This window comes from Salinisphaera aquimarina, from assembly GCF_042643355.1.
Classification (GTDB): Bacteria; Pseudomonadota; Gammaproteobacteria; order Nevskiales; family Salinisphaeraceae; genus Salinisphaera; species Salinisphaera aquimarina.
The window spans coordinates 1,285,216-1,303,055 of the sequence record NZ_JBHRSS010000003.1; the positions used below are offsets into that span (position 1 = coordinate 1,285,216).

Consider the following 17,840-nt stretch of genomic DNA (forward strand, 5'->3'; position numbering starts at 1 on the left):
TCCGAATTCTGGTTTGTGGCCGGCCCGGCATCCGGAGCGGAAGCCGACCTCGGTGTCGCCGTGATGGACGTCTACTTGCCGGACGCCGTCGGTTGCACGGGTTTGTCCCGGCGTCTGGCCGGCGCCGGCAGCGTCTCCTCGCCGAGTGCCTTGTAGAGCGTGAAGCACATGATCAGCAGCACCAGACAGAACGGCAGGCCCGAGGTCACTGCCGCAGTCTGCAGCGCGCTCAGTGGATCACCGCCGCTTACCGTGCCGGCGATCAGCAGCACCGCCGCGACCAGGCCCTCCATGACCGCCCAGAACAGACGCTGCTGCCAGATCGGGTTGGGATCGCCACCGTTGGTGAGAATATCCACCACCAGCGAACCGGAGTCCGAGGAAGTGGCGAAGAACAGCGTCACCACCACGATAGCCAGCACCGAGGCGATCGCGGCGATGATGCCGGCCACCGGCAGCTGATCCATCAGCACGAAGATGGCGTGGGCGGCGTCGGCGTTCATCAATGCCGGATTGCCGCCGCTGGCCATGACGTTGTGCAGCGCGGTGCGGCCGAAGATGACGAACCACACGACCGAGGCGCCGGTGGGCACCAGCAGCGTACCGAGGATGAACTGGCGAATGGTGTAACCGTAGGAAATCCGGGCGATGAACATGCCCACGAACGGCGACCAGGATATCCACCAGCCCCAGTAGAACAGGGTCCATGCCTTCTGGAAGTTCTGGCCCTTCTCGTCGCTGAAGATATTCAGGCTGGTGAATACCAGATGCTGGAGGTAGTAGCCGGTATCGGTGGCCAGGTAGCTGAGCATGTAGAGGGTGGGGCCGACCGCAAACACGAACAGCGCCAGCGCGATCGCCAGCCACATGTTGATCACCGACAGTCGCCGGATGCCCGCGTCCACGCCCAGCATCACGCTGGTGATGGCCACGGCCTCGACCGCGGCAATCACCAGCAGCTGGGTCGTCAGCCCGTCGGATACGGAGAACAGCTCGCTCAGCCCGGCGGCGATCTGGCTTGCGCCGAGGCCGATCGACGTGGCCAGACCGAACAGCGTGCCGAACACGGCCAGAATATCGATCAGATGGCCGACAGGCCCGTAGATGCCGTCACCGATGATCGGGTAGAACGCCGAGGCCGGCTTGAGCGGTAGTCCGCGTCGAAACGAGAAATAGCCCAGTGACAGTCCGAGCACGATATAGATCGCCCACGGATGCAGCCCCCAGTGGAAGAATGTGTAGTTCATCGCGCTTTCGGCCGCCGCAGCGGTGTTGGCGTCGACCACCGGCGGGTTCTTGAAATGCATGATCGGCTCGGACACGCCGTAATAGACGAGGCCGATGCCCATGCCGGCGGTGAACATCATCGAGATCCAGGACCAGGTATCGAACTCGGGCGTCGAGTCATCCTCGCCCAGACGCAGGTCGCCCCAGCGACTGGCCGCGATGAACAGTACGAACACCAGGAACACGGTCGTGCTGAGAATGTAGAACCAGCCGAAATAGGTCCCGATGAACGCCTGGGTGGCGTTGGCGGCCGCGGCGAAACCGTTTGGAAAGACGATGGCCAGGGCGACCATCAGGATCAGGATCGCGCCGGAAATGAGAAAGACAGGCGGATTGGTGTGGGTGTTCAGGTATGTCTGGATCTTGGACATGGCGTTGTGGCTCTCCCTCGTCGGCTACGGCGCTGCGATGGCGGGTAGCGGCGTTTCGGGCCGTCGCCACGCGCGTGGACATCGTTGCCGCTGGGTCGACAATCTCTTGTTGCGACACGGGCGAAAGGGCGCGTTCTGCTGCGGGTGAGCTAGTGTTCCAGTGCCGCATTCGCCGTTTGCGGATACACCACCCAAACATACTGTATGTGCCCTGCAGCGGCCAAGCGGTCGACAGGCGCGGTTTGGCGCGCCAATGGCTGTATTCACCACGAATGCAAGATATTCAATTACTTGCAATTGGTTGTTTTGCCATATCTTAAGCCTGCGCGCCTGCTCTTCGGGCGCCGGGGGCCTTGCAATCGCGTGCTATAACCTTATCGGGACCAAATTCAACCAGAGGCCAAATGAGCGATAGCCAACCTACCAAGGCGGGTATAAATCCGCCTGTCTTCTTTCCGTCCGTCGCAGTCATCGGTGCACTGGTGCTGTTCAGTGCCATATTCCCGGATATCGCCAATTCGTTCTTCGGCGCCATGCAGAGCTGGCTGATCGACACCTTCGGCTGGCTCTATCTTGCGTCCGTTGGCTTTTATCTGATCTTCTGCGTCGCGCTGGCGATGTCGCGTTACGGCTCGTTCAAGCTCGGGCCGGATCACAGCGAGCCGGACTTCAGTTATCTGTCGTGGTTCGCGATGCTGTTCTCGGCCGGCATGGGCATCGGCTTGATGTTCTATGGCGTGGCGGAGCCGGTGCTGCACTACGCCAACCCACCCATGGGCGACGCCAATACGGCGCAGGCTGCCAAGGATGCGATGCGCATCACCTTCTTCCATTGGGGGGTTCATGCCTGGGCGATCTACGCAGTCGTAGGCCTGGCATTGGCGTATTTCAGTTTTCGTCAGAATCTGCCGCTGCGGATCAGCTCGGCGCTGTATCCGTTCATCGGCAAGCGCATCTACGGCCCGATCGGCAATACGGTCGACGTCCTTGCCGTATTCGGCACGCTGTTCGGCGTCGCCACCTCGTTGGGCTTCGGTGCCCAGCAGGTCGCATCGGGACTGAATTTCCTGTTCAGCATCCCCGACGGCATCAGCACCCAGATCGTGCTCATCTGCATCATCACCGCGATGGCGACCACATCGGTCGTCATGGGCCTGGACGGCGGTATCCGGCGCATATCCGAACTCAACCTGTGGCTGGCTGCCGCACTGTTGCTGTTTGCGATCGTGCTCGGTCCGACGCTGTATATCTTCCAGGCGTTCACCCAGAACATCGGCAATTATCTGTCGTCGCTGGTGGACATGACGTTCAATTCCTACGTCTATACCGGTGACAAGGACACCGCAGGCTTCATGAGCAGCTGGACGCTGTTCTATTGGGCCTGGTGGATCTCCTGGTCGCCGTTCGTGGGCATGTTCGTTGCGCGCGTCTCGCGTGGTCGGACCATCCGTGAATTCGTCATGGGCGTGCTGCTCGTGCCCACCGGTGCGACCTTCCTGTGGATGACCGCGTTCGGCGACGGTGCCCTGCACATGATCATGGTCGACAACGCCACCGATCTGGTGGATGCGGTCAACGCGAGCACTTCCACGGCGTTGTTCGTGTTCCTCGAGAAATTCCCGCTGACCTGGTTCACCTCGATTCTCGGCACCCTGCTGGTGGTCACCTTCTTCGTGACCTCCTCGGATTCCGGTTCGCTGGTGATCGATATCCTGACCGCCAAGGACGGCGAGGAACCGCCGGTCTGGCAGCGTATCTTCTGGGCGGTCCTGGAAGGCGTGGTCGCCATCGTGCTGCTGACGGCCGGCGGCATTGGCGCGCTGCAGGCGGCCTCGCTGGCGTCGGCATTGCCGTTCACGCTGATCATCGTGGTCATGGCCCTGGGACTGTACAAGTCACTGCGGGTGGAGGCGGTCAAGCAGGACAGCATGCGCCACACCATGAACTGGCCGACCAACGTTGCGGCGTCGATGTCCGGCGGTGGCTGGCAGCGCCGTATGGAAACGTTGATGTCGTCGCCGCGCAAGGCTCAGGTCGAAACCTTCATCAAGGAAGAGGTCGCGCCGGCACTCAAGGCCGTCGCCGAGAAATTCGAGCAGAGCGAGATGTCGAGCAAGATTACGGTCGAGGACGACCGTTGTTATATCGACGTCGATCACGGTGCCGAAGTGGACTTCGTCTATGGCGTGCGCGCACGTCGTTTCTCGGCCCCGTCCTTTGCCATCGCGGGACTGAACGAGCGCAAGACCGAGAAGGATCGCGGTCATTTCCGCGCCGAGGTCTTTCTGCGTGAAGGCGGACAGCAGTACAGCGTTGTCGGATATACCCAGGATCAGTTGATCGGCGATATCCTCGACCAGTACGAGAAGCATCTGCACTTCCTGCATCTGGTGCGTTGATCGTGCGCTGAGTTCGGCACGAGGCCCCCGCATTCCGACAGGGACGCGGGGGCTTTTTTTGTGCCCGGCGCCGCGGGTTGGGGCCGGTCGACAGCAGTACCGCGGGATACGATCGCCGAATCCGACGGAATGCAAAGACATTTCCGGGGTGTTCGCCGAACCGGATGCGGTATCCTTGGAGCGCCTCACTTATTAGCCTTGCCTGCCCATGCGCCAGGACCCGTTCGCTGTTTCCAGCGTTCCCCCGATGATCAAGTGGTTGCTGATCGCCAACGGCGTCGGTTTTCTGTTCCTGCTGTATGCGCCGGAACCCACGATGCAGTATTTCGCGCTGTGGCCGTTCGGCGAGTTCGGCGTGGCCACCGCACATGGCCCGGATACGGTCGGCTTCCAGTTCTGGCAGTTACTGTCGTACGGGTTTCTGCACGGCGGTTTCGGTCATCTGTTCTTCAACATGTTCGGCCTGTGGATGTTCGGCCGTATCGTCGAGCAGGTGTGGGGCGGACAGCGCTTTTTGATCTATTATCTGATCTGCGTGATCGGCGCCGGGGTCACCCAGGTGCTGGTGCTGTATTTCTTCTCGCCCGGCCACATCGTGCCCACGGTGGGCGCGTCCGGCGGACTGTTCGGTATTCTGCTGGCCTTCGGGATGATGTTTCCCAATGCCCGGGTGATGCTGCTCATTCCGCCGATTCCGATGACCGCCAAGTGGCTGGTGATCGGCTACGGCGCGCTGGAGCTGTTCTTCGGGGTGACAGGTACCCAGGCCGGAGTGGCGCATTTCGCCCATCTCGGCGGCATGGCCGCCGGCTTTGCCCTGATCATGTACTGGCGTAACCAGGGCACCATGATGGGGCCGCGCTAGCCGACGCCGGACCGGCACGCCGGACACGAAAAAGCCCGCCGACGTAGGGCGTCCGGCGGGCTTTTCATTATGCGGTCGTGAGCGACGACTCGCGCCGCCCAGACGTCGACCGGACCTCGACCGGACCTCGACTAGACCTCGACGTTGAGAGTCACATCGATATTGCCGCGGGTCGCGTTCGAATAGGGGCAGACCTGGTGCGCCTTGTCGACCAGATCCTGTGCCTCGGCCTTGTCCATGCCGGGCAGATTGATCGTCAACGCGACTTCGATGCCGAAGGCTTCGCCCTTGGGGCCGATGCCGACTTCGCCGTCGATACGGGTGTCGCCGGGCAGCTTCACTTTCTCGCGGCCGGCGACGACCTTGAGCGCGCCAATAAAGCAGGCGGAATAGCCCGCTGCGAACAGCTGCTCCGGGTTGGTACCGTCGCCGCCGGCGCCGCCCATCTCCTTCGGCGAGCTGAGTTCGACGTCGAGCGCCTTGTCAGACGAGGTCGCGCGGCCGTCGCGTCCGCCCGTGGCACTGGCCTTGGCTGTGTAAATGACTTTATCTAGAGACATGACAGGCTCCCTGCGTTGGAAAGGGCACGGGTGGCGCCCTTTTGATTGTGCGCAATTGATTATGGCGATGATCGGCTGTTTTACAAGTCGGCCGTGGCCTGTGGGGCTGAGACCGGTCGTGGTGCGTATTCGTTTTTGAACGCTTACTATCGCAGTACAAAAAAGCGGGAGCACGGCATGCAGGATTACGAGAAACTGGGGGCGTTCTACCTGGGGCGCGCGGCGCAGGACGGCGATGCCACGAATGGATCGGACGCGCCGTCGCCGGAGCCCTTGCTCTACGATGCTGCCGATCTGACCACCCACGCCGTGATCATCGGCATGACCGGCAGCGGCAAGACCGGCCTGGGTGTGGGCCTGATCGAAGAGGCCGCGCTGGACAGCGTGCCGGTCATCGCGATCGACCCGAAGGGCGATCTCGGCAATCTGATGCTGATGTTCCCCGACCTGGCGCCGGCAGACTTCGAACCCTGGGTCGACGTACAGCAGGCCGCCACGCGAGGCCGCAGCAAGGCCGAGTTCGCCGCCGACCAGGCCACGCTGTGGCGCGAAGGGCTGGCCAGCTGGGATCAGGATGGTGCGCGTATCCAGCGCCTCAAGGACGCCGCCGAGTTCGCCATCTACACGCCGGGTAGCAGCGCCGGCATCCCGATATCGGTGCTGGGTTCGTTTGCCGCGCCGGCGCAAGCGTTGCGTGACGACAGCGAGGCCTTCGCCGAGCGCATTCAGGCCACGTCCACATCGATTCTCACCCTGCTGGGTCTCGACGCCGATCCGCTCACCAGCCGCGCCCACATCCTGATCTCGAACATCCTCCAGCACAGCTGGCAGGCCGATCGGTCGCTGGACTTGGCGGGCCTGATCGGCGCGATCCAGAACCCGCCGATGGAACGTATCGGCGTGATGGATATGGAAGCGATCTACCCGGCCAAGGACCGCTTCGCGCTCGCCATGCAGTTGAACAACGTGCTGGCGTCGCCCGGATTCGCCGCCTGGACCGAAGGCGTGCCGCTGTCGGCGCGCGATCTGTTCCATACCGCCGACGGCAAGCCGCGGGTGTCGATCGTGTCGATCGCGCATCTGTCCGACACCGAGCGCATGTTCTTCGTGACGCTGCTGCTCAACGACATCATCGCCTGGATGCGGGCCCAGCCCGGCACCTCCAGCCTGCGCGCGATTCTCTATATGGACGAGCTGTTCGGCTATATGCCGCCGACCGCGAATCCGCCGTCCAAGAAACTCTTTCTGACCCTGCTCAAGCAGGCCCGTGCCTATGGACTCGGGCTCGTCCTGTCGACCCAGAACCCGGTCGATCTGGATTACAAGGGCCTGTCCAATACCGGCACCTGGTTCATTGGCCGTCTGCAGACCGACCGCGACAAGGCGCGCGTGCTGGACGGCCTCGAGGGCTCGGGGAGTGGTGGCGGGCCGTTCGATCGCGGTGCCATGGAACGCACCCTTGCCGGTCTCGGCAAACGCCGCTTCCTGCTGCATAACGTGCACGAATCCCACCCGGTGGTTTTTGCCACCCGCTGGGCCATGTCATACCTGCCGGGGCCGCTGACGCGCGAGCAGATCCGACGTCTGTGCGATGCGCTGCCGTCGCCCGCGGTGGCCGCGAGCATCCAGAAGACCAGCCCCAGACCGCCAGCGCCGGTATCCTCGGTTGCCACACCGAACGCCATGCCGGTGCTGGCCCCCGGTATCCGCCAGTTCTATCGTCCGGCCACGCCGCCGGCCGACAGTCAGTTGATCTATTACCCGCAGGTCGTGGGTGCGGCGGATGTGGTCTATGCCAGCAAGACGCACGACGTGGATACACGCCGCGCCTGGCTGGTCGCGGTCGATGTTGACGACGGGCCGGTGGCGATCGACTGGCACAACGGTGAAGCGCTGGCGCTCAGGCTCACCGATCTCGCCGAGAAGCCGTTGGCCGGTGCCGGCTTCGCCGAGGTGCCGGCGCCGGCACGTGATGCCGGTCAGTATCCGAAGTGGGCCAGTGCCTACAAGACCTGGCTGCGCCAGTCGCAGGGCATCGCGCTCTACAAGAATCCGCAGTTCAAGCTGACGTCGGCGGTGGATGAGAGCGAAACCGATTTTCGGATCCGCCTGCAGCAGAAGGCGCGTGAACAGCGTGATCTCGCGGTCGGGAAGCTGAGGGCCCGCTACGACAAGGCCGCAGGCGGGCTGCACGACAAGCTGCGCGCCGCCGAGCGCGATATCGAAGAGGAAAAAGCCCAGGCCAGCCAGAAGACCATGGAAAGCGCGCTCTCGATCGGCAGTGCGCTGCTGGGTGCGTTTCTGGGCAGAAAAACGTTGTCGAGCCGGAATGCGAGCCGGATCGGCACCGCCGCGCGGCGGGCCGGCTCGGTGGTCAAGGAGCGTCGCGACGTACGCGAGGCCGAAGCCGACGCCGCGGAACTGCGCGCCAGAATCGATGAGGAGTCGGCTTCATTCGAAAAGGAGCTTGCCGAGTTGCAGGCGCTGCCCGGCGCCGATTCTTTCGACCTGGAGACGGTGACGGTACGCGCCAAAAGCAGCGATATCACGGTGCGGTTCGTGGCACTGCTGTGGCTGCCTTATGCGCAGAGCGCGGATGGACGCACCGTGCCCGCCTGGGTGTGAGTTCATCCGCCTGACGTCGCGATCGGGCGCGAGCGAGACAGTCCGCGTCATTGCGCCCGGTTGATGCCGAGTGCGGTCGGGCCCGCGCGGACGATCGCCCGTCGATGCAAGAGAAAAGCCCGGAGCGACGACGCTCCGGGCTTTATGGTCGACGGCCGTCGATCAGCCGTCGGCGTCGTCGCTTTCGGTCGGCGCCGTGCCTTCGATGGTCTCGGTTTCGAGATTGTCGTCGGCGTTGATATCGGCATCCGAATACAGGAACTTGCGGTAGTTCTTGGCCGAATAACGCTGATCCTGATCGGCGAAATGATCGGATGAGGGATCATCCGACTGGCTGTAGCTCACCAGGCCATAGCCCTGCGGGCCGGCGTCGGTGAAGTTCAGGCCGAAATGCCAGCTGGTGCCATAGCCGATCAGCCAGCCCTCGCCGGGTGTGGTCGACAGACTGCCGGTATTGGGCAGCGTGCCGGCCGGCGCATAGCGCGGATAGCGGGTGCCGTCCTCGACGTCGGCGGTATCCACGGAAACGATATTGAAACCGCCTTCGAAGTTCTGGTTACCGTGCCAGGGAATCGGGTTGCCCGCGGGCGCGGCATTGCCGCCGGGCGGCGACACGCTGTAAGGCTGCTGGTACTGGATTTCACCCAGCGGCGTGTCGTAGTCGATACCCGCCTGATCGAGCCGGTTCAGGCCGATCGCCAGCGCCACCAGCATCGGGTCCCGGGATACATCGCCCGGTGCCGGATTGGGGGTGCTCGGCGTGGTTTCCGGATTGGCCGGATCGAAGGCGACACTGAACTGGGCCGGATAGGTCGGACTGTACTGGCCGATGAACACGCGAAAGACCTGGGCGCCGGTGCTGTCCAGGTTGTAGACACCGTTCCAGTTCGCCAATGCGGTGCAGCCGTCGGCCACCGATCGACTGTCGCCGCTGCCGGTTGCAATGGCGGTATCGCCGGCGGTTTCGCAGCGCGTGCGTAGCTCGTCGAGCAGTGTTTCGGCGTAGTAGGCGCGGTCCGAATAGAGTGCGTTGATGATCTCCTCACCGGTGAACTTGCCGTCGCTACCGGCCGGGGCGACCTGTGAGAGGCCCGGGTCGGTCGGATTCTCGAGCATGCGCAGACCCATGCGAGTGCGCGGCGAGAGAATGTTCTCGGTCGGGCCGAACAGCGGGGAGTAACCGGTCAGGAACGCTTCCGGATTGGTGGCCCAATAGCTGTCGTTGGAGTTCTGCACGAAATCACGACGCTCGAGCTTGGGCATGCCGTCGTAGGCCACCAGGCCGTTGCATGAACCGTCGACCCAGTCGTAGATGCCGCGGCTGCCGTCCAGCAGCGTGAGGTTGTTGGCCGCCAGTCCGGCGACCACCGGGTTGCTGGACACGCGTGCACTGAATGCCTGCAGCGCTTGCGGCGACAGCGACGGAACCGAGGTGCCGTCGATATAGAAGGCCTGGCCGCTGGCGTCGCTGTACATGGTGTTGACCCAGAGCACGCTGCCACAGGACTGGAACGGTTGCTGGAACTCGGCGAGGTTGCTCGCGCGACCCATGGCCAGCCACTGGTCGATGACCTGGCGGGCGGTATCGGTATTGGCGTCGCGATAGGTCAGCGCGGTCGGGCGTCCGGCAAAGTCGGCGCCCCAGGCCGGCAGATTGCTGTTGATGACGTTGCCGGCGAGCATCGGGCCGTATTCGGAATAGTAGAAGGTGCGCTGGAACGGCACCGGCTGCGCCGCACCGACGTTGACCTCGACGGTGATCGTCTTGGACGTGATGGGTTTTTCTTCGCCATCCTTGATATAGGTCAGGTCGTCGCCCGCCTTGAGGGTCAGGTCGTAGAGGGTGAAGTGTTGCGCGGTGGATACGGTATGCGTCCAGGCCACGTTGTCGTTGAAGCCGATCAGCGGGATCAGAAAGCCGATCAGTGCGGAGCCGTTGACGTTGTACACGCCGGGCACCGTGACCTGGCTCTGGTAGAGGCGGCGATTGCCGGTGTAGGGAAAATGCGGGTTGGCGAGCAGGGCGCCCTTGCCGTTCTCGGTCATGTCGCCGCCGATGCCCCAGCCGTTACTGGCCATGCCCCGCTCGTGATAGTCGCTCTTCAGACCCAGCGCCTCGGGCGTGGCCGCACGCAGGGCGCTGGCGATGGCAGTGGCCTGCGCGCTCGTCGGTGTGCTCACGCTCGCGGCGGCGGCCGGTGCCGGCGCGGGACTTACACCCGGAGGCACCGCGGCGAACAGCGGGCCCTTGACGAAATTGTCGCCGCTCGCATACAGCGCGACCAGTTGGTAATAGGCGTAGAGATCCTGGACGCTGATGTCGCGCACCCAGGGCGCGCCGGCACACTTGGCCGGCAGATCGGCGGCATCGGTTTCATCGACATACTTGTTGTAGCCGGCCACGAAGCCGCGCAGCATCGCCTGCGACTCGGGGCTGAGCTCGTCGAACTGCTCGTTGGCGCGATCCAGCAGGCCGAGCGCCTTGTAGCTGAAATCGGTGACGATATTCACGCCGACCGGCAGGGCATCGGCGACGTTCGGCCCCGGGCCATAGAACTTCGCCCGCTCGCCGCGTGCACGGATGATCGAATCGGCGATGATGCAGACGTTGTCGCGCGCCTGCACATAGCCCGAACCAAAGCCCGCGGACTCGAGATTGTCGGCAGTGATGTGCGGCACGCCGCCGGTGGTGGTGCGAATGGTCGCACTCAGCTGACCGTTGGGCGCATTGATCTGGCTGTCGGACAGCTGATCGCCGCCGTTACTGTCGTTATTGTTGTTGTGGTAGTCGGAGGAGCAGCCGATCAATGCGGTGCCCATCAGCAGTGAAACGCAGACAGCAGCGAGCGGCCGCGTCCATCGGATTGTCTTCATTGTTATTTCCCCTCGAATGGCGGCGTGTCGTTGGTTGATACGCGCATCCATAGATTACGCTCGCGGAGGGTTTCTGGGATGGACTCAGGGCTAAGACTTTAGGCGCGTATCCAATCCCGGTTAAGCGAACCGCGGCGCGGTTCCATGGTCGAATCATCCATTGGCGTATCGCATCCGCGGCGTCGCTTCCGGGGGTATAGTATTGATATGAAAACTCGTCTTATCACGCTGCTTCTCGGATGCACGCTGCTCGCGGCCTGTGCCAGCGGGCCCGCCTATCGACCCGCCGTCCGGGCCGACGATTTCGGCTATCGCGACACCATGCTCACCAGCGATCGGTTCCGGGTGAGTTTTTCCGGCGACTACGCCATGGCCCGTGAAAGCGTCGAGACCTTTGCCCTGTTCCGGGCGGCCGATGTCGCGCTCGCTCATGGCGCGACCCATTTCCGGATCAATTCGCGCGAGACATCGCCGGTGACGTCGAACGGCGGCGGTCCGTCCACGAGTATCGGCTACGGGTACGGCTACCCGTTCTTCGGCACCGGGATCGGCTATTCCAGCGGCGGTTATAGCCGGACGCGCTATGAAACCGTGCTGGAAATCCAGATCGGGCCGGATATTCCGGACAGCGGACCGGAGATCTACGACGCCAACGAACTCAAGCGCAATCTGTCGCCGTCGGTGGCCTCGACCCAGGATTGACCGGCCGCTGTATCGTGGCTCGATGATCTGTTCGTTTGTGTCGACGCATCGGCCGCTCGGCTGACGAACTCGAAGACGGCTCGCGTCAACGCAGCTTGAAGCTCACCGGCACGGTCAGCGCAAGTCGCTGCATGGACACGGAATCCGGTAGCGGCGGCATCGGGTCCGCGTCCTTGATCATCTTCTCGACCGCTTCGTCGAGCAGCTTGTGGCCGGAACTCTTGCGGATTTCCCAGTTCAGGATATGGCCGTCGCGGTCCATGACGAAATACAGCACCGCGGTGCCTTCCTGACGCAGACGCCGGGCGCGGCGTGGATAGTCCTTGTGTTTTGCCAGCCAGGTGCGCAGTTCGCTGCGATAGTCGGGCGGCGTATCCGAGACGCTGCCGGTGGCGCCAGCCTGGGTGCGCCTGGCGGTCTGGGCGGCGCGCGCCGGGGCGCTGGTGGCGTCGTTGCCGCCGGCCGGTTTCGCGTTCGGATTACGCTGCGCGGTCGAGGTCTTGGCGGCCGGCGCCGGCTGCGGGCGCGGTGCGGGCTTCGGAGCCGGCTCGGGCTTCGGTTTGGGCCTGGGTTTCGGCGGCGGTTCCGGCTTGGGCTCGGGTTTGGGTTCGGGCGCCGGTTTGGGCTCGGGCACGGGGGTCGGTTCCGGCTCCGGTTCGGGCACGGGCGTGGGTTCCGGCTCGGGTTCGGGTTCGGGCGGAGGAGGTGTGGGCTCCGGTTCCGGCTCGGGTGGCGTGGGTTCGGGCTCCGGTGCGGGCTCGTTGTCGGGCGGCACGTCCTCGGCTGCGTCGTCCGCGGCCACTTTTTCTTCTGCCGGTTCGCCCTGGGTAGGGGCAAGCGCGATGCGCACGCCGGGGCCGCCGCTGTCCGCGTCGGCGAGATCGGCGTTGACCTGAAAACGCAGCAACAACGCGGCGTGAGCGGTTATGGCCAGCAGCAGAACCACCAGCCAGTGACGAAGCCCGAATCGTTTCATGGCGTCTTGTGCTGGGTCAGCAGATTGATTTCCGCGATCCCGGCCTCGCGCAGCGTGGCGAACAGCTCGGTAAGCGCGCCGGCCTTGATATGGCCATCGGCGCGTACCTGCAGCGGCTTGCCCTTGGGCCAGTCGGCGAGGGCATCCACGAGTGCACCGCGTTCGAGTGTTTCGCCGCCGAGGGCGATACGGCCGTCGGCGGCGAGCGACAGAACGCGGTTGTTCAACTGGGTCGACTCTTCAGTCTGGGCCGTGCTCGGCGGGGTCAGTTCGAACGGCGGGTGCTGGGCCAGCACGCCGGCGAGCATGAAAAAGATCAGCAGCAGAAAGACGATGTTGATCAACGGAAGAATGTTCTCTTCCGACGAACGGGGACGTTTCGGCGGCGCCAGGATCATGGCGTGCTTCCGTCGCCGGTGGCGGACGAACCCTGTGCCGAGGATGATGCCGTGCCGGTGGCCAGCGATATCGGAGCCACGCCCGCGCCATAAAGCGTGTCGAGCGCGGTCACCGTGGCGTCGAGGTCGGCATCGGCGTTCGGCTGCACGATGACCGCCGAGATATCGCCCCGGTTACGTGCGCTCTTGAGCCGCGCGGCCAATGCATCGGCGGGCACCACCTGCCGTTCGTAGCTGAGCGTGCCATCGGCGTTGATGCGCACGACCGCTGGCGGTGTCTGCCCGGGCGTTGCCTGGCTGGTGCCGGTGGCGAGCGTGATGGGCCGCCAGTCGGTGAAGCTCGTGGCCAGCATGAAAAAGACCAGCAGTATGAAGACGACGTCGATCAGCGGCGTGAGGCTGATCGAATGCTTGCGCCGCGGGATGACCTCAATATGCATGCGAGGTGCGCGTCGCCTGCGCGTGCTGCACCGTGTTGCCCCCCGTTGCCGCGGTGTCGCTACGGGGTTCCAGCAGGGTGTCGTGACGGGTGAAGAAGCGGGTGAGCGTATCCTGCATGTCTTCGTGCAGGCGCTCGACCACGCGCTCCAGCCAATTGAGTGTGACCACCGCCGGAATCGCGACGATGAGGCCGACGGCGGTGGTCAGCAGGGCTTCCCAGATGCCGTTGGAGAGCACCGACGGATCCACCTGACTGCCGGCGCTGGCCAGCTGCTGGAACGCCGTGATCATGCCCATGACCGTGCCCAGCAGGCCCAGTAGCGGGGACAGCGAGCCGATCACCTCGAGCGGCCGGAAATAGCTGCGCAGACTGCTCAGGTGGCGCGAGCCCACGCGCGCCGCCTCTTCGCGCACGATCGCGGTGTCGGCGCCGGCGCGCATGCCACGCATGGCCACCGCCAGCGCATCGGCGATCGGGTTGCGTTCTTCGGCAAGCGCTGCGATCGCGCCGGCCTGATCGCCTGCGTGCCACTGCTCCAGTGCCGGTTCGATGAATGCACGCCGGCCTACCCGCACGCTTGCGTACTGCCACAGCTTCAGCAGCAGCATGGCCAGGCCGAATATCGACATGACCACCAGTACCGCCACGACCGGACCGCCGAGTTGCAGCAACTGGAACAGGCCGTTGATATCGAAAACCGTTGAGGTGTCGGGTGTCATCGAAGCATTCCCGTTAAAGCGAAAAAAGTGCGCGCACGCGCGGTGCGGCGCGCTCGGAAGTATGGCGTAAAAGGCTTCTAAATGCGAACGATTATTATTAACTCGCTATAGTTGTGCCGATGCCCAGCCACTCTGTGCCACCTGCAAACCACTGTGTGCCGACGATATAACATGCGCCTTTAGTCGTATGCAGTCTGCAGTCTCAAGTGCGTATGCTGGCCGCAGTTGCGCTTACTGCAAGGAGTTTTCCCAATGGCCGACAACAAGATTGAATCCGTCCTCCGTGAGGATCGCCAGTTCGAGCCGCCCCGGTCGTTCGTTGATGGCGCGACGCTCAAGCCGGCAGACGTCAAGGCACTGCGCGAGGCCGCTGCCGCCGATCACGAAGGATTCTGGGCCGCACAGGCGCGTGAGAAGATCGATTGGCACAAGCCGTTCAGTCAGGTTCTTGATGACTCCGACGCCCCGTTCTTCAAATGGTTCGCCGATGGCGAGCTGAATGTATCGTACAACTGCCTCGACCGTCATCTGGCGACCAAGGGCGACAAGACCGCGGTCATATTCGAAGGCGACGACGGCGAAGTCGAGCATATTTCCTATCGCGAACTGCACGCGCGGGTATGTCGCTTCGCCAACGCATTGAAGGCCAACGGTCTGGGCAAGGGCGACCGCGCGGTCGTCTACATGCCCAACATCCCGCAGGCCATGGTGACCATGCTGGCCTGTGCCCGTATCGGCGCGATCCACTCGGTCGTGTTCGGCGGTTTCTCGGCGATATCGCTGCGCGACCGTATCGACGACGCCGAGGCCAAGATGCTGATCACCGCCGACGGCAACTATCGCGGCGGCAAGCTGATTCCGCTCAAGGAAACGACCGACAAGGCGCTTTCCGAAGGCTGCGAGTCGATCGAAAAGGTCATCGTCTACAAGCGCGCCGGCGCCGATGTGACCATGACCGAAGGCCGCGATATCTGGTGGCACGACGCCATCGATGGCCAGTCCGACGAATGCGAGCCCGAATGGGTGGGCGCCGAGCACCCGCTGTTCATTCTTTACACCTCGGGATCCACCGGCAAGCCGAAGGGCATCCAGCACTCCTCGGGTGGTTATCTGCTGGGCGCGATCTGCACCAGCCGCTGGGTGTTCGACTATGGTGACGACGACGTGTTCTGGTGCACCGCCGACGTGGGCTGGATCACCGGCCATACCTATATCACCTACGGCCCGACCGCCTGCGGTGGCACCCAGGTGATGTTCGAGGGCGTGCCGACCTATCCCGAGCCCGATCGCTTCTGGAAGATGGTCGATACCCATCAGGTCACCATCTTCTATACCGCGCCCACGGCCATTCGCGCGCTCATGAAGCAGGGCGACGAATACCCGCAGCGCCATGCGCTCGACAGCCTGCGGGTGCTCGGCACCGTGGGCGAGCCGATCAATCCGGAAGCGTGGATGTGGTATCGCGAGATGATCGGCCACGAGAAATGCCCGATCGTCGATACCTGGTGGCAGACCGAGACCGGCGGCCACATGATCACGCCGATTGCGTCATCCACGTCGACCAAGCCGGGGTCGGTGACCCACGCCTTGCCGGGTATCGTCGCCGATATTCTCGACGAGTCCGGGGCCCCGGTCACCGATGCGAACTCGGGCGGGATCCTTGTGATGACCAAGCCCTGGCCCTACATGCTGCGCAATATCTGGGGCGATCCGGAGCGTTACCGGGAAACCTATTTCGGCATGTTCGACGCGCATACCTATGTGGCCGGGGATTCGGCCCAGCGCGACGAACAGGGCAATTTCCGCATCCTTGGCCGTATCGACGATGTGGTGAATATTTCCGGGCATCGCATGGGCACGATGGAAGTCGAGTCGGCGCTGGTGGCCCACAAGGCGGTCTCGGAAGCGGCGGTCGTCAGCCGGCCTCACGAGATCAAGGGCGAGTGCATCGTCGCCTTTGTCATTCTCAAGAACGACGACCCCAGCGATGAACTGGCCAGCGAGCTGCGGGACTGGGTCGCCGAACAGCTGGGCGCGATCGCCAAGCCGGAGGAGATACGCTTCGCCGACGGACTGCCCAAGACCCGCTCGGGCAAGATCATGCGTCGCCTGTTGCGCACCGTGGCCCGTGACGAAGAGATCACCTCGGACGTCTCCACGCTGGAGAATCCGCAGATCATCGAACAGCTGCAGGCCAAGGGCAGCTAGCAACGATTCAGGGGGTGGTCGGACCGGTTCGGGCGTTTTGCGCCGACCGGCTCCGGCCTTTTTCCTCGACAATTGCGACGCCGGCGGGTTGCGCGCTGCACAATTCGTGTCGTTTTTCGTACACTTGTGCGATGCCTGACCCGGCCACGGCCGGGTTTTTCTTTGCCCCTGTCGCGCGTGTACTCGTTCGACTTCATTCCTCGGAGATCTCGTGACTGAAAAAGTCGTAATTGCGGCCGCCGGCCGTACTGCCATCGGCCGCTTCGGCGGCACGCTATCCGGTATCGCGGCGCCCGATCTGGGTGCGCATGTCATCCGAGCACTGCTGGCCCGCCACGGGATCGATACGGATAACGCCGATGAAGTGATCATGGGGCAGGTGCTGACCGCCGGCTCCGGGCAGAATCCGGCGCGTCAGGCGTCGATCAAGGCCGGGCTGCCCGATCGCGTGCCCGCGCTGACCATCAACAAGGTCTGCGGCAGTGGCCTGAAAGCGGTGATGATGGCGGCTCAGGCCGTCGCCCTCGGTGACGCCGAGCTGATCGTGGCCGGTGGCCAGGAGAACATGAGCGCCTCGCCGCACGTGCTGCCCAACTCGCGCAGCGGCAAGCGCATGGGCGACTGGGAACTCGTCGACACCATGATCCGCGACGGTCTCTGGGACGCCTTCAACGGCTACCACATGGGCCAGACGGCGGAGAACGTGGCCGAGAAATATCGTATCTCGCGCGCCGAGCAGGACGAGTTCGCGGCGCGCTCGCAGCAGCGTGCCGAAGAGGCGCTCAAGCACGGCCGCTTCGAAGACGAGATTCTGCCCATCGAGGTGCCCCAGAAGAAAGGGGACGCGGTGACGTTCACACGCGACGAAGGGCCGCGCGCCGGCGTGACCTCCGATGACCTGGGGCGGCTCAAGCCCGCGTTCACGCGCGACGGCACGGTGACCGCCGGCAACGCTTCGGGCATCAACGACGGCGCGGCCGCGGTGGTGGTCACGACCGCCGCAAAGTGTGAACAACTGGGCTTGACCCCGCTCGCCACGATCGCCGGCTATGCCAACGCCGGCGTGGATCCGGCATTGATGGGCATCGGTCCGGTGCCGGCCACCCAGCGCTGTCTCAAGCGCGTGGGCTGGACGGTGGCCGATCTCGATCTGGTCGAGGCCAACGAGGCGTTTGCCGCCCAGTCGATTGCGGTCGCTCGCCAACTCGAGTGGGATATGGAACGCGTCAACGTCAACGGCGGCGCGATCGCGCTCGGGCACCCGATTGGTGCATCCGGCTGTCGCGTTCTCGTGACGCTGCTTCATGAAATGCACAAGCGCGATGCAAAAAAAGGACTGGCAACGCTGTGTATCGGTGGCGGTCAGGGCGTGGCGCTGGCGCTGGAACGTTAGCGCGGCACTGCGTCAAAACAG

General features: G+C 63.8%; 13 protein-coding genes. 6 read left to right on the forward strand and 7 right to left on the reverse strand.

The genetic code is table 11. The features are described 5' to 3' along the window. Positions 1–71 precede the first annotated feature (71 nt). The gene (locus tag ACFOSU_RS09460; protein WP_380688794.1) at positions 72–1,658 is read right to left on the reverse strand and encodes a BCCT family transporter; all 1,587 of its coding nucleotides are present in this window, start codon (positions 1,656–1,658) and stop codon (positions 72–74) included. Between the two features lie 404 nt (positions 1,659–2,062). On the opposite strand from ACFOSU_RS09460, the gene ACFOSU_RS09465 reads away from it, so the two are divergent. Further along, the gene (locus tag ACFOSU_RS09465) at positions 2,063–4,057 is read left to right on the forward strand and encodes a BCCT family transporter (protein WP_380688796.1); all 1,995 of its coding nucleotides are present in this window, start codon (positions 2,063–2,065) and stop codon (positions 4,055–4,057) included. 208 nt (positions 4,058–4,265) lie between these two features. Then, positions 4,266–4,922, forward strand: coding sequence for a rhomboid family intramembrane serine protease (locus ACFOSU_RS09470; protein WP_380688798.1), 657 nt, complete (start codon positions 4,266–4,268; stop codon positions 4,920–4,922). Between the two features lie 131 nt (positions 4,923–5,053). Here the strand turns inward: ACFOSU_RS09470 and ACFOSU_RS09475 are convergent, their stop codons facing one another. Continuing rightward, positions 5,054–5,482: an organic hydroperoxide resistance protein gene (locus tag ACFOSU_RS09475; protein ID WP_380688800.1), complete on the reverse strand. Its 429-nt coding sequence runs from the start codon at positions 5,480–5,482 to the stop codon at positions 5,054–5,056. Positions 5,483–5,659: 177 nt separating this feature from the next. On the opposite strand from ACFOSU_RS09475, the gene ACFOSU_RS09480 reads away from it, so the two are divergent. Beyond that, positions 5,660–8,107 (forward strand): ATP-binding protein, encoded by a 2,448-nt coding sequence (locus tag ACFOSU_RS09480; RefSeq protein ID WP_380688802.1) that lies wholly within the window; start codon positions 5,660–5,662, stop codon positions 8,105–8,107. A 162-nt stretch (positions 8,108–8,269) separates the two neighbouring features. Here ACFOSU_RS09480 and ACFOSU_RS09485 read toward each other — a convergent pair whose 3' ends face one another. Beyond that, positions 8,270–10,981 carry a penicillin acylase family protein gene (locus tag ACFOSU_RS09485; protein ID WP_380688804.1) on the reverse strand — a complete coding sequence of 904 codons (2,712 nt, stop codon included), beginning with the start codon at positions 10,979–10,981 and terminating at the stop codon, positions 8,270–8,272. A 207-nt stretch (positions 10,982–11,188) separates the two neighbouring features. Here ACFOSU_RS09485 and ACFOSU_RS09490 point away from each other — a divergent pair, with 207 nt between their 5' ends. Further along, positions 11,189–11,683: a CC0125/CC1285 family lipoprotein gene (locus ACFOSU_RS09490; RefSeq protein WP_380688806.1), complete on the forward strand. Its 495-nt coding sequence runs from the start codon at positions 11,189–11,191 to the stop codon at positions 11,681–11,683. An 85-nt stretch (positions 11,684–11,768) separates the two neighbouring features. Here the strand turns inward: ACFOSU_RS09490 and ACFOSU_RS09495 are convergent, their stop codons facing one another. Genes ACFOSU_RS09495 through ACFOSU_RS09510 form a run of 4 tightly spaced genes read right to left on the reverse strand, consistent with a single transcriptional unit; the run spans position 11,769 to position 14,218 of the window. Continuing rightward, a complete protein-coding gene (locus tag ACFOSU_RS09495; protein ID WP_380688808.1) occupies positions 11,769–12,659 on the reverse strand; it encodes an energy transducer TonB in 891 nt (296 codons plus the stop codon). Continuing rightward, positions 12,656–13,057: an ExbD/TolR family protein gene (locus ACFOSU_RS09500; RefSeq protein WP_380688810.1), complete on the reverse strand. Its 402-nt coding sequence runs from the start codon at positions 13,055–13,057 to the stop codon at positions 12,656–12,658. Before ACFOSU_RS09500 ends, ACFOSU_RS09495 begins: the two co-directional genes overlap by 4 nt. Continuing rightward, complete coding sequence (locus ACFOSU_RS09505) at positions 13,054–13,497, reverse strand: ExbD/TolR family protein (RefSeq protein ID WP_380688812.1); 444 nt, start codon at positions 13,495–13,497, stop codon at positions 13,054–13,056. Before ACFOSU_RS09505 ends, ACFOSU_RS09500 begins: the two co-directional genes overlap by 4 nt. Continuing rightward, a complete protein-coding gene (locus tag ACFOSU_RS09510) occupies positions 13,487–14,218 on the reverse strand; it encodes a MotA/TolQ/ExbB proton channel family protein (RefSeq protein WP_380688815.1) in 732 nt (243 codons plus the stop codon). Before ACFOSU_RS09510 ends, ACFOSU_RS09505 begins: the two co-directional genes overlap by 11 nt. Positions 14,219–14,470: 252 nt before the next feature. Here ACFOSU_RS09510 and acs point away from each other — a divergent pair, with 252 nt between their 5' ends. Beyond that, positions 14,471–16,426 carry an acetate--CoA ligase gene (gene acs, locus ACFOSU_RS09515; protein ID WP_380688817.1) on the forward strand — a complete coding sequence of 652 codons (1,956 nt, stop codon included), beginning with the start codon at positions 14,471–14,473 and terminating at the stop codon, positions 16,424–16,426. 211 nt (positions 16,427–16,637) lie between these two features. Continuing rightward, a complete protein-coding gene (locus ACFOSU_RS09520) occupies positions 16,638–17,819 on the forward strand; it encodes an acetyl-CoA C-acetyltransferase (RefSeq protein WP_380688820.1) in 1,182 nt (393 codons plus the stop codon). The last annotated feature ends 21 nt before the right edge of the window (positions 17,820–17,840 follow it).